The 19911-nt window shown below is 67.8% G+C and carries 15 protein-coding genes; 2 read left to right on the plus strand and 13 right to left on the minus strand.

What is annotated here, in order from left to right; genetic code table 11:
• Nucleotides 1-53: 53 nt before the first annotated feature.
• Nucleotides 54-545: a chemotaxis protein CheW gene (locus KHF85_RS09605; RefSeq protein WP_003467814.1), complete on the minus strand. Its 492-nt coding sequence runs from the start codon at nucleotides 543-545 to the stop codon at nucleotides 54-56.
• Nucleotides 546-967: 422 nt separating this feature from the next.
• Here KHF85_RS09605 and KHF85_RS09610 point away from each other — a divergent pair, with 422 nt between their 5' ends.
• Complete coding sequence (locus tag KHF85_RS09610) at nucleotides 968-1894, plus strand: IS110 family RNA-guided transposase (protein WP_284566813.1); 927 nt, start codon at nucleotides 968-970, stop codon at nucleotides 1892-1894.
• 47 nt (nucleotides 1895-1941) lie between these two features.
• On the opposite strand, the gene KHF85_RS09615 is transcribed toward KHF85_RS09610, so the two are convergent.
• The 6 genes from KHF85_RS09615 to KHF85_RS09640 all read right to left on the minus strand — a co-directional run bounded on the left by KHF85_RS09615 (nucleotide 1942) and on the right by KHF85_RS09640 (nucleotide 13074).
• Nucleotides 1942-2724, minus strand: coding sequence for a flagellar brake protein (locus KHF85_RS09615; RefSeq protein WP_284569389.1), 783 nt, complete (start codon nucleotides 2722-2724; stop codon nucleotides 1942-1944).
• Between the two features lie 58 nt (nucleotides 2725-2782).
• Nucleotides 2783-4990: a methyl-accepting chemotaxis protein gene (locus tag KHF85_RS09620; RefSeq protein ID WP_284569390.1), complete on the minus strand. Its 2208-nt coding sequence runs from the start codon at nucleotides 4988-4990 to the stop codon at nucleotides 2783-2785.
• 11 nt (nucleotides 4991-5001) lie between these two features.
• Nucleotides 5002-5424 (minus strand): hypothetical protein, encoded by a 423-nt coding sequence (locus tag KHF85_RS09625; protein ID WP_231104259.1) that lies wholly within the window; start codon nucleotides 5422-5424, stop codon nucleotides 5002-5004.
• A 322-nt stretch (nucleotides 5425-5746) separates the two neighbouring features.
• Nucleotides 5747-7897: a methyl-accepting chemotaxis protein gene (locus KHF85_RS09630; RefSeq protein ID WP_284569391.1), complete on the minus strand. Its 2151-nt coding sequence runs from the start codon at nucleotides 7895-7897 to the stop codon at nucleotides 5747-5749.
• A 393-nt stretch (nucleotides 7898-8290) separates the two neighbouring features.
• Nucleotides 8291-10456 (minus strand): methyl-accepting chemotaxis protein, encoded by a 2166-nt coding sequence (locus KHF85_RS09635; RefSeq protein WP_284569392.1) that lies wholly within the window; start codon nucleotides 10454-10456, stop codon nucleotides 8291-8293.
• A 362-nt stretch (nucleotides 10457-10818) separates the two neighbouring features.
• On the minus strand, nucleotides 10819-13074 hold the full coding sequence (locus KHF85_RS09640; protein ID WP_284569393.1) for a methyl-accepting chemotaxis protein: 2256 nt from the start codon (nucleotides 13072-13074) through the stop codon (nucleotides 10819-10821).
• Nucleotides 13075-13247: 173 nt separating this feature from the next.
• On the opposite strand from KHF85_RS09640, the gene KHF85_RS09645 reads away from it, so the two are divergent.
• Nucleotides 13248-13475 carry a hypothetical protein gene (locus KHF85_RS09645; RefSeq protein WP_139120032.1) on the plus strand — a complete coding sequence of 76 codons (228 nt, stop codon included), beginning with the start codon at nucleotides 13248-13250 and terminating at the stop codon, nucleotides 13473-13475.
• A gap of 195 nt (nucleotides 13476-13670) precedes the next feature.
• On the opposite strand, the gene KHF85_RS09650 is transcribed toward KHF85_RS09645, so the two are convergent.
• The 6 genes from KHF85_RS09650 to motD all read right to left on the minus strand — a co-directional run bounded on the left by KHF85_RS09650 (nucleotide 13671) and on the right by motD (nucleotide 19902).
• Nucleotides 13671-15671: a chemotaxis protein CheA gene (locus KHF85_RS09650; protein WP_284569394.1), complete on the minus strand. Its 2001-nt coding sequence runs from the start codon at nucleotides 15669-15671 to the stop codon at nucleotides 13671-13673.
• A 33-nt stretch (nucleotides 15672-15704) separates the two neighbouring features.
• On the minus strand, nucleotides 15705-16070 hold the full coding sequence (locus KHF85_RS09655; protein ID WP_003470902.1) for a response regulator: 366 nt from the start codon (nucleotides 16068-16070) through the stop codon (nucleotides 15705-15707).
• Nucleotides 16067-16375: an STAS domain-containing protein gene (locus tag KHF85_RS09660; RefSeq protein WP_064539680.1), complete on the minus strand. Its 309-nt coding sequence runs from the start codon at nucleotides 16373-16375 to the stop codon at nucleotides 16067-16069. The genes KHF85_RS09655 and KHF85_RS09660 overlap by 4 nt, the downstream gene beginning before the upstream one ends.
• Before the next feature lie 295 nt (nucleotides 16376-16670).
• Nucleotides 16671-18134 carry a chemotaxis protein CheW gene (locus KHF85_RS09665; RefSeq protein ID WP_409976683.1) on the minus strand — a complete coding sequence of 488 codons (1464 nt, stop codon included), beginning with the start codon at nucleotides 18132-18134 and terminating at the stop codon, nucleotides 16671-16673.
• Nucleotides 18131-18913, minus strand: a complete 783-nt coding sequence (locus KHF85_RS09670; protein WP_064539674.1) for a ParA family protein — start codon at nucleotides 18911-18913, stop codon at nucleotides 18131-18133. The genes KHF85_RS09665 and KHF85_RS09670 overlap by 4 nt, the downstream gene beginning before the upstream one ends.
• Nucleotides 18913-19902 (minus strand): flagellar motor protein MotD, encoded by a 990-nt coding sequence (motD, locus tag KHF85_RS09675; RefSeq protein ID WP_284569395.1) that lies wholly within the window; start codon nucleotides 19900-19902, stop codon nucleotides 18913-18915. The genes KHF85_RS09670 and motD overlap by 1 nt, the downstream gene beginning before the upstream one ends.
• Between the last annotated feature and the right edge of the window lie 9 nt (nucleotides 19903-19911).

Genomic DNA, 19911 nt, shown 5'->3' on the forward strand with positions numbered 1-19911 from the left:
CGGCGGGTCGGGAATTGCGTGCGCAACCGCGGCGCGGCCGCGGCTCAGGCCGCTCAGGCGGCTTCGTCGACGTGCGCGTGCTGGCTGAGGTCGGCGCTGTCGAGCAGGGTCTCGATGTCCAGCAGGATCAGCATCTTGTCGTCCTGGGTGCCGATGCCGGAGATGAAGCGGGTATCCACCGCGGCGCCGAATTCGGGCGTCGGCCGGATCTGCTCCTCGTTCAGGGGGATCACGTCGGAGACGCTGTCCACGACGATGCCGACCACGCGGTCCTCGACGTTGAGCACGATCATCACGGTGAAGGCGTCGTAGCGCGCTTCCTTGAGGCGCAGCTTCAGGCGCAGGTCGATCACCGGCACGATGGTGCCGCGCAGGTTGATCACGCCCTTGATGTATTCCGGGGCGTCCGGGACCCGGGTGACCGAATCGTAGCCACGGATCTCCTGCACTTTCAGGATGTCGACGCCGTAGTGTTCTTCGCCGAGGGTGAAGCTGAGGAATTCGCCGCCGGTGGCACCGGAGGCAGAGGTGTTCTTGTCGTTCATCGTGTGCTCCTGGTGCGCACGGAATTGCGGAGGGATGGCGGGAAGCGGGAAATGCGGCTCTTGCACTAGATCGGCGTGGTGGGGCGGAACTTTAGCGGTCCTGTCACCGCCGCGGCCGGCTTGGTGGATGCGATACAGATGGCGTGACCTATAGGGGCGGCTTCAGCCGCGACTGGGGTTTCCTGGTAACGCCCCGGTCGCGGCTGAAGCCGCTTGTGTCTGGAGATTGCTCTACAGTTTGAGTGGAGAGCGATGTGCGGCACGCCGACAGGCCGTAGTGTTCAAGCACGTGTAGGAGCCAGGGCGGCCGCACATCGACCTCGTTGCCTAGCCCGAACAGTTGAACGAGCGTTCGCTCGAACTTCACAAGCGTGGGCAGCGACGAGGTGGCTCTCTCCTGTCCCCCAGTCTACCTAACGCTTATGCCTCTTTGGATCGGTATCGATGTGGCCAAGGACACCTTGGCCGTCCACGTGCTTCCCCTGGACCAGTTGCTGTCCTTTCCCAATACCGCCCAGGGCCACCAGCGCCTGTGCGACCACCTTGCCGGGCACTGCGTCGGCAACGCGCTGCTGGAGGCCACCGGCGGCTACGAACGGGCGGTGATGACGGCACTGGCCACGGCAGGGATCCCGGTGACCCGGATCAATCCGCGCCGGGCACGCGCTTTCGCCACGGCCTTGGGCACAACCGCCAAGACCGATCCGCTGGATGCGGCCTTGCTGGCGCGCATGGCTCACCTGGTGCAAGCGCCCGCGCCGGCTCCCGATCCCTTGCGTGAGCAACTGCGCATGCTGGTCCAGCGCCGCGAGCAACTGGTCCAGCAACGTGACGACGAGCGCCGTCGCTTGCATCAGGCGACCCTGGCCATGGTGCGCGCGTGCCTGATCGAGCAGATCGGCGACGTGCGCCGCCGTATCCAGCGGATGAACCAGGCGATCAAGCAGGTGCGGTGCCAGCTCGACGATGCGCTGGCGCACGCCCTGGGCACGGTCCCGGGCATCGGCGAGGTCACCACCGCCAGCCTGATGGCCTATCTGCCCGAACTGGGGACGCTGGATCGTCGCCAGATCGCGGCCCTGGTCGGCCTGGCTCCCTACAACGTGGACAGCGGGCAGCACTGCGGCAAACGCCGCATCCGCGGCGGGCGTGCCACGATCCGACGAGTGCTGTACATGGCCTGTTGGAGCGTTGTGCGCACTCAAGCCTCCTTCAAGGAGCGTTATCAACAGTTACGGGCACGCGGCAAGCCCGCCAAGGTCGCCATCACCGCATGCATGCGCGTGCTGCTTATCCGACTCAACGCCATGGCACGAGATCGCACACCATGGCGTGAGGTTATCGGATGAGAAGACAGTTGCTCCTACAGGGGCGCCTTGTGCGGTCGAGGTGCTGTTCAGGACAGCACACCGCTCTTGCGCGCGCTGCGCTGGCGCTCGATGCGGAAGATGTAGCGCTGGATCGCCGCGTCCGCGCCGCGCGGCAGGTCGGCGAAGCGCAGCCCGACGCGCAGCGTGTCCTGGCCGTTGGCCAGCTTTTGCGGATACATGTTGCAGACCTGCAGGGTCAGCCGGATGGCGTCGGCATCGGGCAACTGCAAGACGCAGCACGGATAGCTTTGCCGCTCCTCCGGCAGCGGCTGGCCGGGTAACAGCGCCACCGCCAGGCCGCCGCCGCTGATGTCGATGACCCGCAGCACCAGTTCGGTGGGCGGGCTGGCATCGTCCAGCCGCAGCACGCACATCGGCGATTCCGTGATCGGCGTCTCCAACCGGAAGTGCTCGCGGCGCTGCAGGTAGTACAGCGACTCCGGCAGCGGCGCACGGAAGCCGGGCGCTTCGCCGTGCGCGACCCGTTCCAGGCCGACGATGCGGAAACGCAGACGCACCTTGTCCACCTGCGCGAAGCACAGCAGGTACTCGGCCTGCTCCGCGGAGTGGTTGTTGGCTTCGTTGACGCTCAGGTCCAGCAGCACGCTGTCATCGTCCATCTCCAGCAGCGCGGTCGAGAACGACTGGTCGCGGCCGCCCACATGCGCGCTGATCTGCGAGCGCTGATTGATCAGCGACCGCAGCAGTTGCCGGATCTCGCGCGGGTTGGTCAGCAGGAAGCGGTCGTCCTGTTCCGTCGCCTCATGCGCAGACGGTTCGGTTGAGTCGCTGTTGGTGCCTTCGGCCATGGGTGGGCAATAGGATGATGGATGGGGCGGGGCGGCGTATTGCGCCCGTCCCACGATGCTATCGGCCGTGTTCGGCTTTTTTGTAGCCTGCATGCAACATGGCGACGTTGCCCGCGGCGCCGGCCGGCGCACGCTGCACCAGCGTGAACGAGGCCACCGCCCGCGCCAGCTCGCCGGCCTGGCTTTCCATGGAGCGTGCGCTGGCGGTGGCTTGCTCGACCAGCGCGGCATTCTGCTGGGTCGCCTCGTCCATCTGGGTGACGGTGCGGTTGACCTGCTCGATGCCGGCCGACTGCTCCTGCGAGGCGCTGGCGATCTCGCCCATGATGTCGGTCACGCGTTGCACCGAGGCCACGATCTCCTGCATGGTGCGGCCGGCGCGGTCGACCAGCGCCGAGCCTTCGGCGACGCGGCCGACCGAGTCGTCGATCAGGCCCTTGATCTCCTTGGCGGCATTGGCCGAGCGCTGGGCCAGCGTCCGCACCTCGCTGGCGACCACGGCGAAGCCGCGGCCCTGTTCGCCGGCGCGCGCGGCTTCCACCGCAGCGTTCAAGGCCAGGATATTGGTCTGGAAGGCGATGCCATCGATGACGCTGATGATGTCGGCGATCTTCTTCGAGGACGTCTCGATGCCGCTCATCGTGCTCACCACCTGGCCGACCACTTCGCCGCCCTGGGTGGCGACCGCGGCGGCGCCGACCGCCAGCTGATTGGCCTGGCGCGCGTGCTCGGCGTTCTGCTTGACCGTGGAGGTCAGCTCCTCCAGCGAGGCAGCGGTCTGCTCCAGGCTCGCCGCCTGCTGCTCGGTGCGCCGTGACAGGTCATCGTTGCCGGTGGCGATATTGCCGGCCGAGTTGTTGATCGAATCCGATGCGCCCTGGATCTGGCGCACGATCGTCGCCAGTTGCAGCGCGGTGGCGTTGGCGTCGTCGCGAATACGCGCGAACACGCCATGCAGATCACCGTCCATGCGCGCGGTGAGGTCGCCCTGCGACAACGCCGACAGCAGCCGGGAAATGCGCGCCAGGCCGTCGGCGTTGTTGTCCAGCAAGGTGTTGAGTTGCTGCGTCAGCAGCAGGAAGAAGCCTTGCTTGCCGTCCAGGCCGATGCGGCTGTCGAGGTCGCCGGCGGCGGCCGCGCGCACGATCTGGGTCACTTCCTCTTCGACCTGGATCTCGTCGGTACGATCGGCCCACTCCACGACGAAGCCCTGGCGCTCGGACGCATCGCCGATGACCGGATTGATGATCAGGCGCATGGTGCGTCCGCCCACCCGGATCTGCGCGGTGTGCGTGTGCTGCAGCGCGGCCAGCAGCTTGGCCTGGTGCTCGGGGCGCTTGTGGAATACGTCGATGTTGCGTCCCAGCAGGTCGTTCGCATCGAAGCCGGGCAGCTCGCGGCGCAGGTCGTCCTGCGCGGCCGACAGCATGCGTGCCAGCGGCTTGTTGACGTAGACGATGTTGCGCTCGGCGTCGGCGATCATCACGTTGGCGGTGACGTTCTCCAATGCGGTGCGGATGCGCAGGTTCTCGTGCTGCGCCTGCGCTTGCTGTGCGTGGCTGCTCAGCAATTGCTCGCTGGCCACCACCAGGGTATGCGCGATCGAGCCTTCCGGCAGGGTCAGGCCGCGGATCGAGGCCGGCAGCGGTTGCTGGCGGGCGATGGCGCGCGCCAGCAGCGCCAGCTCGCGCGGTTCATGGCCCACGTTCAGCAGTTGCTTGCGCATCTGCACGGCCATCGCCATCAGGATGCCGGCCTCGACCACCACATAGCCGGCGTGCATGGCCAGGATGCCGATCCCCGCGTCGGCGGCGAACGCGCGCAGCGGCAGGCCGCGATGCTGCAGCCAGAAGAACAGCAGGTGATGCACGGCGATGGCCGCGGAGGCGACCAGGATCGGCCGCCAGTCGCGGTAGTACAGCAACAAGGCGATCAGCACGATCACGCCGAAGTGGATTTCGGTCATGCCGCCGGCCTGCTGGATCAGCATGGCGGCCAGCACCATCAAGCCCAGCGCCATGGTACAGCGGCTCAGCAGCGTGCCCGGATACAGCTGCACCTGCAGCGCGATCACCATCAGGGTCGGCAAGGTCACCGCCAGCCACGGCGTCCACACGCCCTGGCGCCAGGCGATGGCCAGGCCGATCAGGCCGACGAACGCGGCCACCGCCAGGAACAGCCGGTCGGCGTCCGCCGCCAGCTTCTGCAGGTAGACGTAGCGTTCGTTGCCGACAAGGAAGCTGCTTTGGGTGTTCGATGCGCTCATGCGGTGGTTCCTTATCGGCATGCACAGTGGGTGGGAAGGATCAGTGGTGAGGCATTGCCGGCCGCGAGCAAGCGCGGGATCAGCGTCGCGGCGGGAATCGGCTTGCCGCAGCCTTCGATCTGCGTAGGTCCGGCGTAGACCAGGCGATCGCCGGCGTCGAACACGACCAGCGCGTAGGGCAGTGCCGCCGGCGCCGGCCGCTGGCGCAGATCGACGCTGCGCAGGCCCGGCGGCGTGGACGCCGCAGCGCCAGCCTCGCAACCGCATCCGGCCGCGCGCAACTGGAACGCCACCGCCTGGCCGCGCGGTGCTGTGGTGGAGGCGAAGGCCTGCAATTGCCGGCGGATGGCGTCGGCGCTGGCGCTGGCCGGCGGCTTGGCAAGCAAGAGCAGGCCGGCGGCCGACCAGCTAGCCCACACAGCGAGCAACAGCATGCCGATCGGCAACCGCGACGACCGTCGCGGAAGATCCGCCTGGGCAATGGTGGCATCGTGCATGGGCTCCCCGACGGGCACTGCGCCGACAATCACCGGCTCTTCATGTTATCGACGGGAAACGCGCTGGCTTTAGAGGATTGCCGATCGGATGCCGAAACCTGGGGCAGGGCGCTTGGGCCATGCCTTCGCCGCCGGGCCGCCGTCGCCCGGGTGGCGACGCACACAGCCTTGGCCGCAGAAGCGCTCCGCGGCCAAGGCTGGTCGGTTCCTGCATGGCGCCGTCCGCAGGCGTATCGCTGCGGCGTGCGTTGGATCGCCGCTAGCCGCGCGCGCGCCGCTGCATGCCTGCCGCAGCAGGGCGGGACCGCGACGATGGCGCGGCATGGGCCGGCTCGATCTTGAACAGGGCGACGGTCTCGGTGAGTTGGCCGGCCTGATCTTCCATCGCGCGTGCCGCGGCGGTGGCTTCCTCGACCAGCGCGGCGTTCTGCTGGGTCGCTTCGTCCATCTGGGTGACGGTGTGATTGACCTGCTCGATGCCGGCCGATTGTTCCTGCGAGGCGGCGGAGATCTCGCCCATGATGTCGGTCACCCGTTGCACCGAGGACACGATCTCGCCCATGGTCTGGCCGGCCTGGCGCACCAGCGCCGAACCGGTGGACACCTGGCTCACCGAGGCGTCGATCAGATGCTTGATCTCCTTGGCCGCGCCGGCCGATCGCTGGGCGAGGGTACGCACCTCGCTGGCGACCACGGCGAAGCCGCGGCCCTGTTCGCCGGCACGCGCCGCTTCCACCGCAGCATTGAGCGCCAGGATGTTGGTCTGGAAGGCGATGCCGTCGATGACGCTGATGATGTCGGCGATCTTCTTGGAGGAGGTCTCGATGCCGCTCATCGTGGTGACCACCTGGCCGACCACCTCGCCGCCCTGCGAGGCGACCGCGGCCGCACCGGCGGCGAGTTGGTTGGCCTGGCGCGCGTTCTCGGCGTTCTGCTTCACGGTGGAGGTCAGTTCCTCCATCGAGGCGGCGGTTTCTTCCAGGCTGGCGGCCTGCTGCTCGGTACGCCGCGACAGGTCGTCGTTGCCGGTGGCGATCTCGCTGGCTGCGGCATTGATGCTGAGCGCAGCGCTGTGGATGCGGCCGACGATGCCGGCCAACTGCTCGGCGGTGGCGTTGGCATCGTCGCGCATGCTGGCGAACACGCCGTTGAAGTCGCCATGCATGCGCGCGGTCAGATCGCCGGCGGCGATGGCCTGCAGCAGTGCCGACAGCGACTGCAGGTTGCCGTCGGCGGTGGCCATCAGCTGGTTGAGGCTGTCGACCATGGCGCGGAAGTCGTACTGAAAGCGCTGCGCATCACCGCGCACGCTGAAGTCGCCGGCCGCTGCGGCCGTGGCGAGTTGGCCGATCTGGCGGTTCATCGCGGTCAGGTTCTGCTTGACCGTATCCATGGTCGCAGTCAATGCGGCCTTCTCGCCGGGCAGGCGGTCCATGTCCTCGCTGAGGTCGCCGATCGCATAGCGGCCCATGATCTGCGCCAGGCGCAGCTTCACCGCGATGTGCGAGGCGGCCAGTGCGTTGCTGTCGCGGACCATGCGCCCGTAGTCGCCGGGGAAGACGGTCTCGTCCATGCGGTAGCTGATCTGGCCGGCGTCGTGGCGCTGCGCCATTTCCGCCTGCGCCGCCAGCACCGCGCGCAACTGGGTCTGCATGATGCCCATGCTGGCCAGCAAGCGACCGGTCTCATCGCGCGACTGGGTGTCGATGGCGTTGTCCAGCTTGCCCGAGGCGATGGCGTCGGCGACACCGATCGCCAGGCCCAGGCGCTTGAGCAACTGCTGCCGGATCAGGATGCCCATGCCCACTGCGACCAGGATCGCGACCAGGCTGCCCAGCAGCACCGACCACTTGCCTTGCGCACGCACCACAGCCAACTGCTCGCTGCGCTTGACCAGCAAACTGCTTTCCTCGTCGGCGAAGGCGCTCAGCAGCGAGCGGATCGTGCCCATCGCCTTGCGGTCGCGGCCTTCGGCGAACGCGGACAACACCTGGTTCTGGCCGTTGGCGCCTGCGCGCAGCGCGATGATCTGCTTCTCGACCTGCAGCAGCTCCTGGTATTTGGCGTCCAGCTGCACCAGGCGCGCCTGCTGCCGCGGATTGTCCGCGGTCAGGCGCTTGGCCTCGGCGTAGCTCTTTTCGAAGCCGGCCTGGCCGAACACGAACGGCTGCAGATGCGCCTTGTCGCCCGTCAGCAGGTAGCCGCGGGTTCCGGTTTCCACGTTCAGTGCATTGGCCTGCATCAGTTCGCCGGTCGCGAGCACATTGAAGGTGTGCTCGTTGATGGCCATGGCATCGTTGAGTTGGAACTGGCTGCGCAGGCTGATCGCGCCAACGATGAGCAGCACCAGCACGACGGCACCGAAGCCGATGGCGAGTTGTGCCGAAATGGGCAGATTCTTGGTCTTCATCGATGGATCCCGAAGTTGAGGATGAAACGGGCTATGACAGCAGGACGGCAGCGCGGATGCCGATCGCTGCATCCATGTTTTCTGTAACGGCCGATCCACGATCAAGTTCAATCGATTTCTCGACCGTAAAAGATAGTCTCCATCAATCGTTATTGGGTGTTTTCTATGCTGAGCCTTTAATTTGCTTGACTTAGGACACGCCACGCGGTGAGGTTGTGGTCTGTGCCACGGCAGACACCTGCGACGTATCACAGCCGGCCACAATTAGAACTGCGTCACAGAACGTGAATCGGCCGCGGAGATTCCACGGCCGACGGGTGTCGCTGTGCGCTGGGTCAGGCGGCGACCGGATTCCTGGTCGCCGCCATCGTTGTGTGGCCTAGGCCATTGCGTCTATGCCTGACGCAACTGCGCTGGTTGTGCCGGCAGGCTGCGCCCCGCTGTCCGGTTTGCCGGCGCGGCCTTGGCCGCTTCGATCTTGAACACGGCCACCGCTGCGGTGAGTTGGCCGGCCTGGTCTTCCATCGCGCGCGCCGCGGCGGTGGCTTCCTCGACCAGTGCCGCATTCTGCTGGGTCGCTTCGTCCATCTGGGTGACGGTCTGGTTGACCTGCTCGATGCCGGCGTACTGCTCCTGCGAGGCGGCAGAGATCTCGCCCATGATGTCGGTGACGCGCTGCACCGAGGACACGATCTCGGTCATGGTCTGGCCAGCCTGGCGCACCAGCGCCGAGCCGTTGGCCACCTGGCTCACCGAGTCATCGATCAGGGTCTTGATTTCCTTGGCCGCACCGGCCGAGCGCTGGGCGAGTGTACGCACCTCGCTGGCGACCACGGCGAAGCCGCGGCCCTGTTCGCCGGCACGCGCCGCTTCCACTGCGGCGTTCAAGGCCAGGATATTGGTCTGGAAGGCGATGCCGTCGATGACCGAGATGATGTCGGCGATCTTCTTGGAGGACGTCTCGATGCCGCTCATCGTGCTCACCACCTGACTGACCACATCGCCGCCCTGCGAGGCGACCGTGGCGGCGCCTACTGCGAGCTGATTGGCCTGGCGCGCATGCTCGGCGTTCTGTTTGACCGTGGAGGTCAGTTCTTCCATCGAGGCGGCGGTTTCTTCCAGGCTGGCGGCCTGCTGCTCGGTACGCCGCGACAGGTCGTCGTTGCCGGCGGCGATCTCGGTGGCAGCGGCATTGATGCTGACCGCGGCGGTCTGGATGCCGCCGACGATGCCGGTCAACTGGTCGGCGGTGGCGTTGGCATCGTCGCGCATCCGGGCGAACACGCCATGGAACTCGCCTTGCATGCGCGCGGTCAGGTCGCCGGCGGCGATGGACTGCAGCAAGGCGGAGAGCTTGCCGAGGTTGCGGTCGCTGACTTCCATCATCGCGTTGAGGCCTTGCACCATCGCCTGGAAATCGTGCTGGAAGTGCGCCGCATCGCCGCGCGCACTGAAGTCGCCGGCGGCGGCTGCGGCGGCCAGGCGCTTGATCTCGGTGTTGATCGCCAGCAGGCTGGCCTTGGCCGCGTCCATCGATTGGTGCAGTACCGCGCGGCTGCCGGGCAGGCGCCGCGCATCGCGGCGCAGGTCGCCGTTGGCGTATTCGTTGAGCACTGCGATCGCATCGACGATCGCGTCCAGGTGCTCGAACATCATGGTGTTGATGCCCTTGCTCAAGTCGCCGTACACGCCCGGGAAATCCAGCGGCATGCGGTGGCTCATGTCCTTGTCCGCATGCAGTTCGATCATCTGCGCGGTTTCGCTGGAGAAGCGCTGCAGCTGTCCTTGCATGTTCTCCATCGCATTGAGCAGGCGGCCGGGTTCGTCGCGTGCCTGGGTGACGACGTCGTTGTCCAGGCGGCCGTCGGCGATGGCTTCGGCGGCACGGGTGGCGCGATTCAACGGCTGGGTCAGACTGCGAGTGATCGCCCAGGCCAGCAGGCTGCTGACGATCAGCACTATCATGCCGCCGACGATCAGCATGTTGCGGCCTTGGGCCATTGCGTGTGTCGCCTGCGCATAGGCCGTCTGCAATTGCTGGTCCTGCAGGTCCACGTTGTCACGGATCTTCGCGATCCAGGCGAGGGTGGCGGGGCGCGAGCGCTCGCTCAGCGCGGTTTGCGCTTCGGCATTGCGGCCGGAGGTGGCAAGCGCGATCACTTCGTCGTTCATGGTGCGGGCGATGGCGCGTGCGGCGTCGATCCCGGCACGAAGCGCCTTGCCTTTCTCGTCGGCGGGGAATGCCTCCAGTTGCTTGCGCAAGTCCGCATAGCGCTGGCGCTGCGTCTTGATCTCGGCCAGCGCCTGCTGGTTGAGTTCCTTGCTGGTGATCATGGACAGGGTGCCCAGCGCGACCAGTATGTTGGTGTTGGCATCGAGCATGCCGTTGCCGATCCGGGCCTTCTCGACGTTGACTTTGACGATGTTGTCGAGCTCCTCGCGGGCACGCGACATGGACAGCAGCCCTGCCGCCACCAGCAGGCAGGAGAGCAGGATCAGCAGGCCGAAAGCGCCACCGAGACGGCGGCCGACGTTGTAGCGTTGCAGGAACGAATTCATGGTGGACCTCTTTGATTACCAAAGGTTGCTGTAACGGTTCGGTGGGCAACGTCCCTGCAGAGCGGCATTGCCGAAGAAATGTCTGTAGCGGCGAGACTTGGCGGTAAACAAATGGAGAAAGAATTCGACTGTTTCATTGTGTCGCTGCGTTTCTGTCCAGCTGTGCTGCAACTGTTGTGCCGTCGCCTGAATGCAATAGCGGCACGGAGGCTGGGTTGGCGTATGGAACCTTAGGTGTAGGGCGACTCCCGACCTTGGGCGAGTGCGTTCCCTACGCGCTACAGGCTTGCGATGATGCGTCGGCGTTCATGCGACGCTGGTGCCGAGCGTGCAGCCAGGCGAACCGCCCGGCTGGCACTCCATCAGAACGTTTGCCAATCCGTGTTGGTCGCAGGGTGGGCGGCGGTGCGATTGCCGTGAATCGCGCGAACGGCTGGCGTGCGCATGCCGCTCGCCGGCGCAGGTCGCTTCGGTAGCGCCTTCACCGCGGCCGCTGTCCGGCTCGGTACCGCCGTGCCCTGCAGGTGGCCGTCGAGTCTGAATATCGCGACGGCCGCGCTGAGCTGCCCAGCCTGGTCTTCCATCGCGCGCGCCGCGGCAGTGGCTTCCTCGACCAGCGCGGCGTTCTGCTGGGTGGCTTCGTCCATCTGGGTGACGGTCTGGTTGACCTGCTCGATGCCGGCGTACTGCTCCTGCGAGGCGGCGGAGATCTCGCCCATGATGTCGGTGACGCGCTGCACCGAGGCCATGATCTCGGTCATGGTCTGGCCGGCCTGGCGCACCAGCGTCGACCCTTCGGCGACACGGGTGACCGAGTCGTCGATCAGGCTCTTGATCTCCTTGGCCGCACCGGCCGAGCGCTGGGCGAGGGTACGCACCTCGCTGGCGACCACGGCGAAGCCGCGGCCCTGTTCGCCGGCACGCGCCGCTTCCACTGCGGCGTTCAAGGCCAGGATATTGGTCTGGAAGGCGATGCCGTCGATGACCGAGATGATGTCGGCGATCTTCTTGGAGGACGTCTCGATGCCGCTCATCGTGCTCACCACCTGGCTCACCACGTCGCCGCCCTGCGAGGCGACCGCGGCGGCGCCGACCGCCAGCTGGTTGGCCTGGCGCGCGTGCTCGGCGTTCTGTTTGACCGTGGAGGTCAGTTCTTCCATCGAGGCGGCGGTCTCTTCCAGGCTGGCGGCCTGCTGCTCGGTACGCCGCGACAGGTCGTCGTTGCCGGTGGCGATCTCGGTGGCCGCGGCATTGATGCTGAGCGTGGCGGTCTGGATGCCGCCGACGATGCCGGTCAACTGGTCGGCGGTGGCGTTGGCATCGTCGCGCATCCGGGCGAACACGCCCTGGAACTCGCCGTGCATGCGCGCGGTCAGGTCGCCGGCGGCGATGGACTGCAGCAAGGCGGAGAGCTTGCCGAGGTTGCGGTCGCTGACTTCCATCATCGCGTTGAGGCCTTGCACCATCGCCTGGAAATCGTGCTGGAAGTGCTGCGCATCGCCGCGCGCACTGAAGTCGCCGGCGGCGGCTGCGGCGGCCAGGCGCTTGATCTCGGTGTTGATCGCCAGCAGGCTGGTCTTGGCCGCGTCCATCGATTGGTGCAGTACCGCGCGGCTGCCGGGCAGGCGCCGCGCATCGCGGCGCAGGTCGCCGTTGGCGTATTCGTTGAGCACCGCGATCGCATCGACGATGGCATCCAGGTGCTCGAACATCATGGTGTTGATGCCTTTGCTCAGGTCGCCGTACACGCCGGGGAAGTCCAGCGGCATGCGGTGGCTCATGTCCTTGTCCGCATGCAGTTCGATCATCTGCGCGGTTTCGCTGGAGAAGCGCTGCAGCTGTCCTTGCATGTTCTCCATCGCATTGAGCAGGCGGCCGGGTTCGTCGCGTGCCTGGGTGACGACGTCGTTGTCCAGGTGGCCGTTGGCGATCGCCTCGGCGGCGCGGGTGGCGCGCTCCAGCGGCTGGGTCAGGCTGCGGGTGATCAGCCAGGCCAGCAGGCTGCTGACCAGCAGCACGCCGACGCCCCCGGCGATCAGTGTATTGCGCCCGTTGACCAGTGCCTGGGTTGCCTTGGCGTAGGCCAGGGTGGCCTTCTTGCGCTGGCTGGAAACGCAGTTACGGATCGCTTTTTGCCAGCCGTTCATCGCGGCGCCGCCAGAACCCATCAACAGCGCTTGCGCCTCGGCCTGGCGCCCTGCCATGGCGCTGGCGATGATCGCATCGTTGGCGATGCGGGCGATCTCCCGTTGCTTGGACACCTGCGCGCGGTTCTGCATGCCCTGCGCATCGGTTTTGGTAGCGAATATGACATCGCGGTTCGTGTCGTAGCGGAGGCGCTCGCTGTCGATGGTCCGTTTGGCGGTGGCGATTTCATCGGCATCCTTGGCCATGGACAGGTCGCGCAACGCGATCGAGATGCTGCTGTTGGCATCCAGCATCTCGCTCCATAGCCGGATCTTTTCAATGTTGACGTTGACGATGCCGTCGAGCTCGCTGCGTGCTTTGGCGATGGTGGCGACGCCGGCAGCGACGAGCGAGCAGGACAGCAGGATCAAAAGGCCGAAGGCCAGCGTCAGCCGACGGCCGACGTTGTAGCGTTGCAGAAGTGCATTCATGACGAAATTCCAGTAAGACCAGGGGCAAGGTGAGCGGCTGACGTGAGGGTGACAGTTGCGTTTGCTGCGTCCATGCAGCAATTGGATGACGACCGCAACGCAAGGCCGCATCCCCACGGAGACGGGGCGGCGCCTGTGTGCTCCGTGGCGTGGCGGTCGTTGCGTCGGGAAAGATGAAACTTCAGCTTTCAGCGACGGCGTCAGGACTGCGTTTTCTCCGCGGCAACAACACGGCCGGCATTCCCGGGGCGCATGCGCTGGGCGCATGCGGCCTGCTGCATCGCCGCTGCAGCCTGTGCGTTGCGCGCGCGATGCGGGTAAAGCTGATCGGGCGGGAATGCGTGTTCGCCTACCTGATCTTCGGGAACTTCACGGTGTGCATCAGGCGCATCCGTGAGTAGGCATCATGCCCTGGACGTGGTCGGCATTGCACCGAACCGAACGCCAACCTCAATTTGGTCTGGACGGACCCGTTTGCGTCACGATGTCTGTGGCCCGTCCAGGATGCCGCTTGTCCCTTAAGCAACGCCTTCGGCCGCGATTTCTTTAGCCGGCGACGCGACCCAGCGTCGCCGTCGGTGCGTGTGCCGCTGCGCTCAGGCCGCTTGCGGCACCTTCAGCGAACGCACCAGCCCGCCGATGTCCACGATCAGGGCGACGCGGCCGTCGCCGAGGATGGTGGCGCCGGAGATGCCGCCGATGCGTCGGTAGTTGTTCTCGATGTTCTTGACCACCACCTGCTGCTGGCCGACCAGTTCGTCCACTTCCAGCGCGATCTTCTGGCCGTCGGCCTCGACCACCACCACCAGCGGCTCGGCCTGCTCGGTACGGCCGTAGCCGTAGGAATCACTGAGCGACAGGATCGGCAGGTATTCGCCGCGGACCCGTAACACGCGGCCTTCGCCGGCCATGCTGCGGATGTCGTCGGGCTGCGGCTGCAGCGCTTCGAGCACGTAGGCCAGCGGCAGGATCAGGGTCTCGCCGGCGACCGACACGGTCATGCCGTCCAGGATCGCCAGGGTCAGCGGCAGCCGGATCAGCACGCGGGTGCCGCGGCCGGAGTTGCTTTCCAGCTGCACTTCGCCGCCCAGGCCCTGGATGTTGCGGCGGACCACGTCCATGCCCACGCCGCGGCCGGACAGGTCGGTGACCGCGTCGGCGGTGGAGAAGCCGGGGGCGAAGATCAGGTCCCACACCTGCGCGTCGGTCGGATTGTCCGGCACGCTCAGGCCGCGCTCGGTGGCCTTGGCCAGGATGCGCTCGCGGTTGAGGCCGGCGCCGTCGTCGCTGACTTCGATGACGATGTGCCCGCCCTGGTGCGAGGCGGCCAGGGTGATGGTGCCGGTCTCGTCCTTGCCGGCGGCGCGGCGCGCTTCGGGCATTTCCAGGCCGTGGTCGATCGAATTGCGCACCAGGTGCACCAGCGGATCGGCGATCTTCTCGATCAGGCCCTTGTCCAGTTCGGTGCCTTCGCCGATGGTGCGCAGCCGCACCTGCTTGCCGAGGCGGCTGGACAGGTCGCGGACCAGGCGCGGGAAGCGGCGGAACACTGCGTCCACCGGCAGCATGCGCACGCCGATCACCGCTTCCTGCAGGTCGCGGGTGTTGCGTTCGAGCAGGTCCAGGCCGGCGAACAGGCGTTCGGCGTGGGCTGGGTCGAGGTCGCCGGAGACCTGCTTGAGCATGGCCTGGGTGATGACCAGTTCGCCGACCAGGTTGATCAGCGCATCGACCTTGTCGACGCTGACCCGGATCGAGCTTTCCGCTTCGTGCGCGGCGGCAGCGTTGCCGGCCGGTGCATTGGCGGCGACGGCGGCGGCCGGCGCGGCGGTGGCGCTGGCCGGCGGCTGCGCCAGGGTCGGGGCGGGCGCGTTGGCCAGGCTCGGCGGCGGCACCGCGCGGATGTCCAGTTCGCAATCGTCGATCACCCAGGCGAAGGTGTCTTCGATCGCGCTGCGCGGGATCTTGCCGACCAGGCCCAGGTCCCAGGCCAGATAGGCTTCGAGCGGGTCGAGGTCGCTGAAGCCGGGCATGCGCGCGGTGCGGCAGGCGACCTGCAGCGGGCCGAGGTGTTCGAGTTCGCGGATGATGCGCAGCGGGTCGTTGCCGCTCATGAACAGCGACGGCGCCGGGGTGAAGCCGATCTGCCAGGCTTCCGGTTCGGCCGGCTGGTTGGCGGCCGGGGTCGCCACGGGCGCGGCGGCGGCGTTGCCGTTGAGGGCTTGCTGCAGGCGGTCGTGCACGGCCTTGACCGCGACCGGATCGGCCGGGGTGCCGTGCTCGGCTTCGCGCAGCAAGGCGCGCAGCACGTCCACCGAACCCAGGATCGCGTCGATCGCGTGCGCTTCCACGTCGCGCTTGCCTGAGCGCAGCTCGTCGAGCAGCGTCTCCAGCACGTGGGTCAGGCCGGCCATCGCCTCGAAGCCGAAGGTGGCGGCGCCACCCTTGATCGAGTGCGCGGCGCGGAACACCGAGTTGATCACTTCGGGATCGCGGTTGCCTTCTTCCAGCGACAGCAATCCGGCTTCCATCGCGTCCAGCCCTTCGCGGCTTTCCTCGAAGAAGGTCGCGTGGAAACGTTGCAGGTCCATGCTCATGGGCGGGGAATCCGGAAAAGGGTGGAGAGGGAATCAGCCCAGGACTTTCTGGACGGTGGCGATCAGTTGTTCCGGGTTGAACGGCTTGACCAGCCAGCCGGTGGCGCCGGCGGCCTTGCCTTCGGACTTCTTGTCCGCCGCCGACTCGGTGGTCAGCATCAGCATCGGCGTGAACTTGTAGTCCGGCAGCTGGCGCAGCGCACGGATCAGCGAGATGCCGTCCATGTTCGGCATGTTGACGTCGGTGACCACCGCGTTGAAGCGCTGGCCCTGGGCGCGGCCGAGGGCGACCTGGCCGTCTTCGGCTTCCTCGACCGCGAACCCGGCCGAAGTGAGGGCAAAGGAGACCATCTGGCGCATCGACGCCGAATCGTCCACCACCAAGATACGTGCGCTCATGCCGCGTTCTCCACAGATTTCAGGTTGTCAGGGGTTGCAGGAAGGCCCAGCGATGCGCTGACCCCTAGCAGGCGTGCCGCGTCGCGGAATGTGTCGTTGCAGGCCGCGAACACAGTGCTTTTGCCGTCCTGCCGACGGGCGTCGACGAATGCGCACAGCACCTGCACGGATGCGGTATGGATGCGGCGGACCTCGCCGGCGTCCAACTGCAGCTCGTCGTCTGACGCCAGGAACGGCGTCAGCCGTTGTTTCAGGTCGGCGCTGGTCTCGATACCGAGATCTTCGCCAAGGGTGACTGTGCTCATCATTGCTCCGCACGGAATGGTTCTAGGGCAGATAACGGCCAATACGCGGGAAGCTTTAGCGGCGCATCGGGAAAGTGCGGCAGGATTGGCAGTTGCCGTCTGGCGGTGCCGTGGGACATCGCCGCTGGCGCGGCGCGGGGCCGCGGCCGGGTGGTGTCGCGACGGGCGCGCGCCAGGCCTTGCCGGGCGCGCGGGAGACGGCTGGGTGAGGCGCTCGCTTGCCGTAACGCGCCCGCGGTTCTTGGTGCTGCTCGACCCGTACGCGTCCAGGCGCGGCGGGACCATGCGCCTGATCTCAGTGCAGCAACTGCTCGGCGTCGAGCAGGATCATCGGCTGCTGCGCCAGACGCGCCACGCCGCGGAACAGGTGGTTGGAGATGCGGCAGATGCGGGCGTTGTCCGGCGGCTCGATCTGCTGGTCGGTGAGGCTGGCCACGTCCTCGACCGCGGACACGCGCAGGCCCAGGGTCTCGCCGTTCTCTTCCAGCACCACCACCCGGGTCAGCATGTCCATCTCGATCGGTGCGGCGCCCAGGTGGATGCCCAGGTCGATCACCGGCACCACCTGGCCACGCAGGTTCATGATGCCCAGCATCGCCGGCGGGGTGCCGCGCAAGGCCAGCAACGGCACCGGCAGCACCACTTCCTGCACCTTCAGCAGTTCCAGCGCATAGGCCTGTTCGCCACAGCGCAGGCGCAGCCAGCGGGTGCTGCGGTCCGGCGCGCGGCGCTGGTGCGGGGAGGCTTCGTGCGGCACGCTCGGGGCCATGAACGCCTGCAGATTGGGCGGCAGGCGTGCGCCTGCCGCTTGCGCGCGCTCGGCCTCGACGCGGCGTTCCGGCGGCACCCCCATTGGCGGGCGCTTGATCGCGCGGGCGGCGGCGGCATCGTCTTCGGCGGCCAGGTCGCGCGGCGGCGCGGCGGCACGTTGCAGTTCCATCGCCGCGACCACCTCCAGATCGGCTTGGCGCTCGGCCGCGGACGGCGCCTGCTGCGACATGATGCCGGCCAGGGCCGGATCGGCATCGGCTTCGGCCAGCACGGCGGCGGCGAGTTCCTCCGGGGTCGGGCCGGCCGGCTTGGGCGCCAGGGCGTGCTGCGACATGATGCCGGCCAGGGCCGGATCGGCGTCGGCTTCGGCCAGCACGGCGGCGGCGAGTTCCTCCGGGGTGGGGCCGGCCGGCTTGGGCGCCAGGGCCTGCTGCGACATGATGCCGGCCAGGGCCGGATCGGCGTCGGCTTCGGCCAGGACCGCGGCGGCGAGTTCCTCCGGGGTGGGGCCGGCCGGCTTGGGCGCCAGGGCGTGCTGCGACATGATGCCGGCCAGGGCCGGATCGGCGTCGGCTTCGGCCAGCACCGCGGCGGCGAGTTCCTCCGGGGTGGGGCCGGCCGGCTTGGGCGCCAGGGCGTGCTGCGACATGATCCCGGCGAGGGCCGGATCGGCGTCGGCTTCGGCCAGCACCGCAGCGGCGAGTTCCTCCGGGGTGGGGCCGGCCGGCTTGGGCGCCAGCGCCTGCTGCGACATGATCCCGGCCAGGGCTGGATCGGCGTCGGCTTCGGCCAGTACGGCGGCGGCGAGTTCTTCCGGGGTGGGAACCACCGGCGCGGGTGCCTCGACGGCGCGCGCCGGTTGCGGTTCCGGTGCCGGTGCGGCGCTGACCGCGGCGAGCGTCGCCTGGCGTGCGGCGTCGTGCTCCTCGGCGATCACGTCGTGCAGCAGGCCTTCCAGATAATCGTCGATGACCCCGGGGGTGTTCATGCGGCCTGCTCCATCGGCGCCACGTCGCTGGCGACCAGCCATTCCAGCGCGCGCCGGTAGGCGGCCAGGCCGCGGCCGGGGTAGTCGCCGGGGACGCCGGCCACCGTCAACGCCTTGACGTTGCAGATCTTGGTGTCGACCGGGATCGCGTCTTCCCAGACCCGCTCGCCGTAGCTGTCCTGCATCTGCCGCAAGGTGTCGTTGCCGACGCGGGTGCGCTTGTCGAACAGGGTCGGCAGGATCGAGGCGGGCAGCGGACGGCGGCGCGAGCGCTCGACCATGTCCACGGTGCGGACCATGCTGGCCAGGCCGTGCAGCGCCAGCGGCTCGGCCTGGGTCGGGATGATCACCCGGTCGGCCGCGGCCAGCGCGTTGATCATCAGCAGGCCCAGGGTCGGCGGGCAGTCGAGCAGGATGTAGTCGTGCTGGCCGGCGTGCCGCGCCATCGCCTGCTGCAGGGCCAGGCCCAGCCCGGGCTGGTTGGCGCTGCGCCGCTCCAGCGTGGCCAGTGCGGTCTGTCCGCAGACATAGCTCAGGCGCTCGATGGCGCTGTCGCGGGCCAGTGCGGCCAGGTCGCTCGGTGGCGTGGCGAACAGGTCGAGCACGCCGTTCGGCGGCGGGTCCTGCGGCACGTCGAAAGCGCGGGTCAGCGAAGCGTGCGGATCGAGATCCAGCATCAGCACGCGGTGGCCGAGCATGGCCAGGCCGCGGCCCAGCGCCAGCGTGGTCGTGGTCTTGCCCACGCCACCCTTCTGGTTGGCAATCGCCCAGATGCGCATCAGTTCACTCCTTCAATGGCGGCAGGTACCGCGCGGGGCTGGCCGGCATGGCCGGCAGCCGCCGCGACGGCATGTAGCGGGGTCGCCGGCGCGGCGCCGGCGGTATGGGTCGATCGGTCTTGCGGCGACGGGGTGCCGGCCGTGGCGCCGGGCGCCGGGTCGCTGCCGCTGTCGGGACCGCCGGCGTCGGCCAGGATCACCAGCACCACGCGGCGGTTGGCGTTGCGGCCGGCCTGGCTGTCGTTGTCGGCACGCGGGCGGAACTCGCCGTAGCCGATCATCGACAGCCGCGACGGCTGCAGGCCCTGGTCGGCGAACAGATGCACCACGCTGGCCGCGCGCGCCGCCGACAGTTCCCAGTTCGACGGGAACTGCACGGTGGCGATCGGGCTGTTGTCGGTATAGCCCTCCACACGCACGCCGTTGGGCACCGGCACCAGCACCTGCGCCAGCTGCGCCAGGGTGGCGCGGGCGCTCTGGTCCAGCGAGGCGGAGCCGGAGCCGAACAGGATGTCGCTGTTGATCTCCACTTCGATCCACAGTCCGGCATGGCGCACGCTGATCAGATTCTTCTGGATCAGCGGCGCCAGCGCGGCGCCGAGCCGGTCGGCGATGCCGTCGAGCTGGCGCTGTGCGCGGCGTAACTGGTCCTCGTCGCGCAGCGCGGCGGGCGCGCGCAGCGGCGAGGTCGACGGCAGCCGGTTCGGATCGGGCAGGGACAGCGCCGGGCTGGACTTGATCGGGGTCGGGCGTGCGCCGCCCTGGCCCTGCATCAGGTGCTCGCCGACCTGCACCGGACTCATGGTCCGCGGCGCGCCGCCGAAGGCGGTGCTCATCGCGTCGGCCATGACCCGGTACTTGGCCTCGTTGACCGTGGACAGCGCGTACATCACCACGAAGAAGGCGAGCAGCAACGTCATCAGATCGGCATAGGGGATGGCCCATGCCTCATGGTTGACGTGATCTTCGTGCTGACGCTTGCGGGCCATAGTCGTGGG

This window comes from Xanthomonas graminis pv. graminis (genome assembly GCF_030168915.1).
Classification (GTDB): Bacteria; Pseudomonadota; Gammaproteobacteria; order Xanthomonadales; family Xanthomonadaceae; genus Xanthomonas_A; species Xanthomonas_A translucens.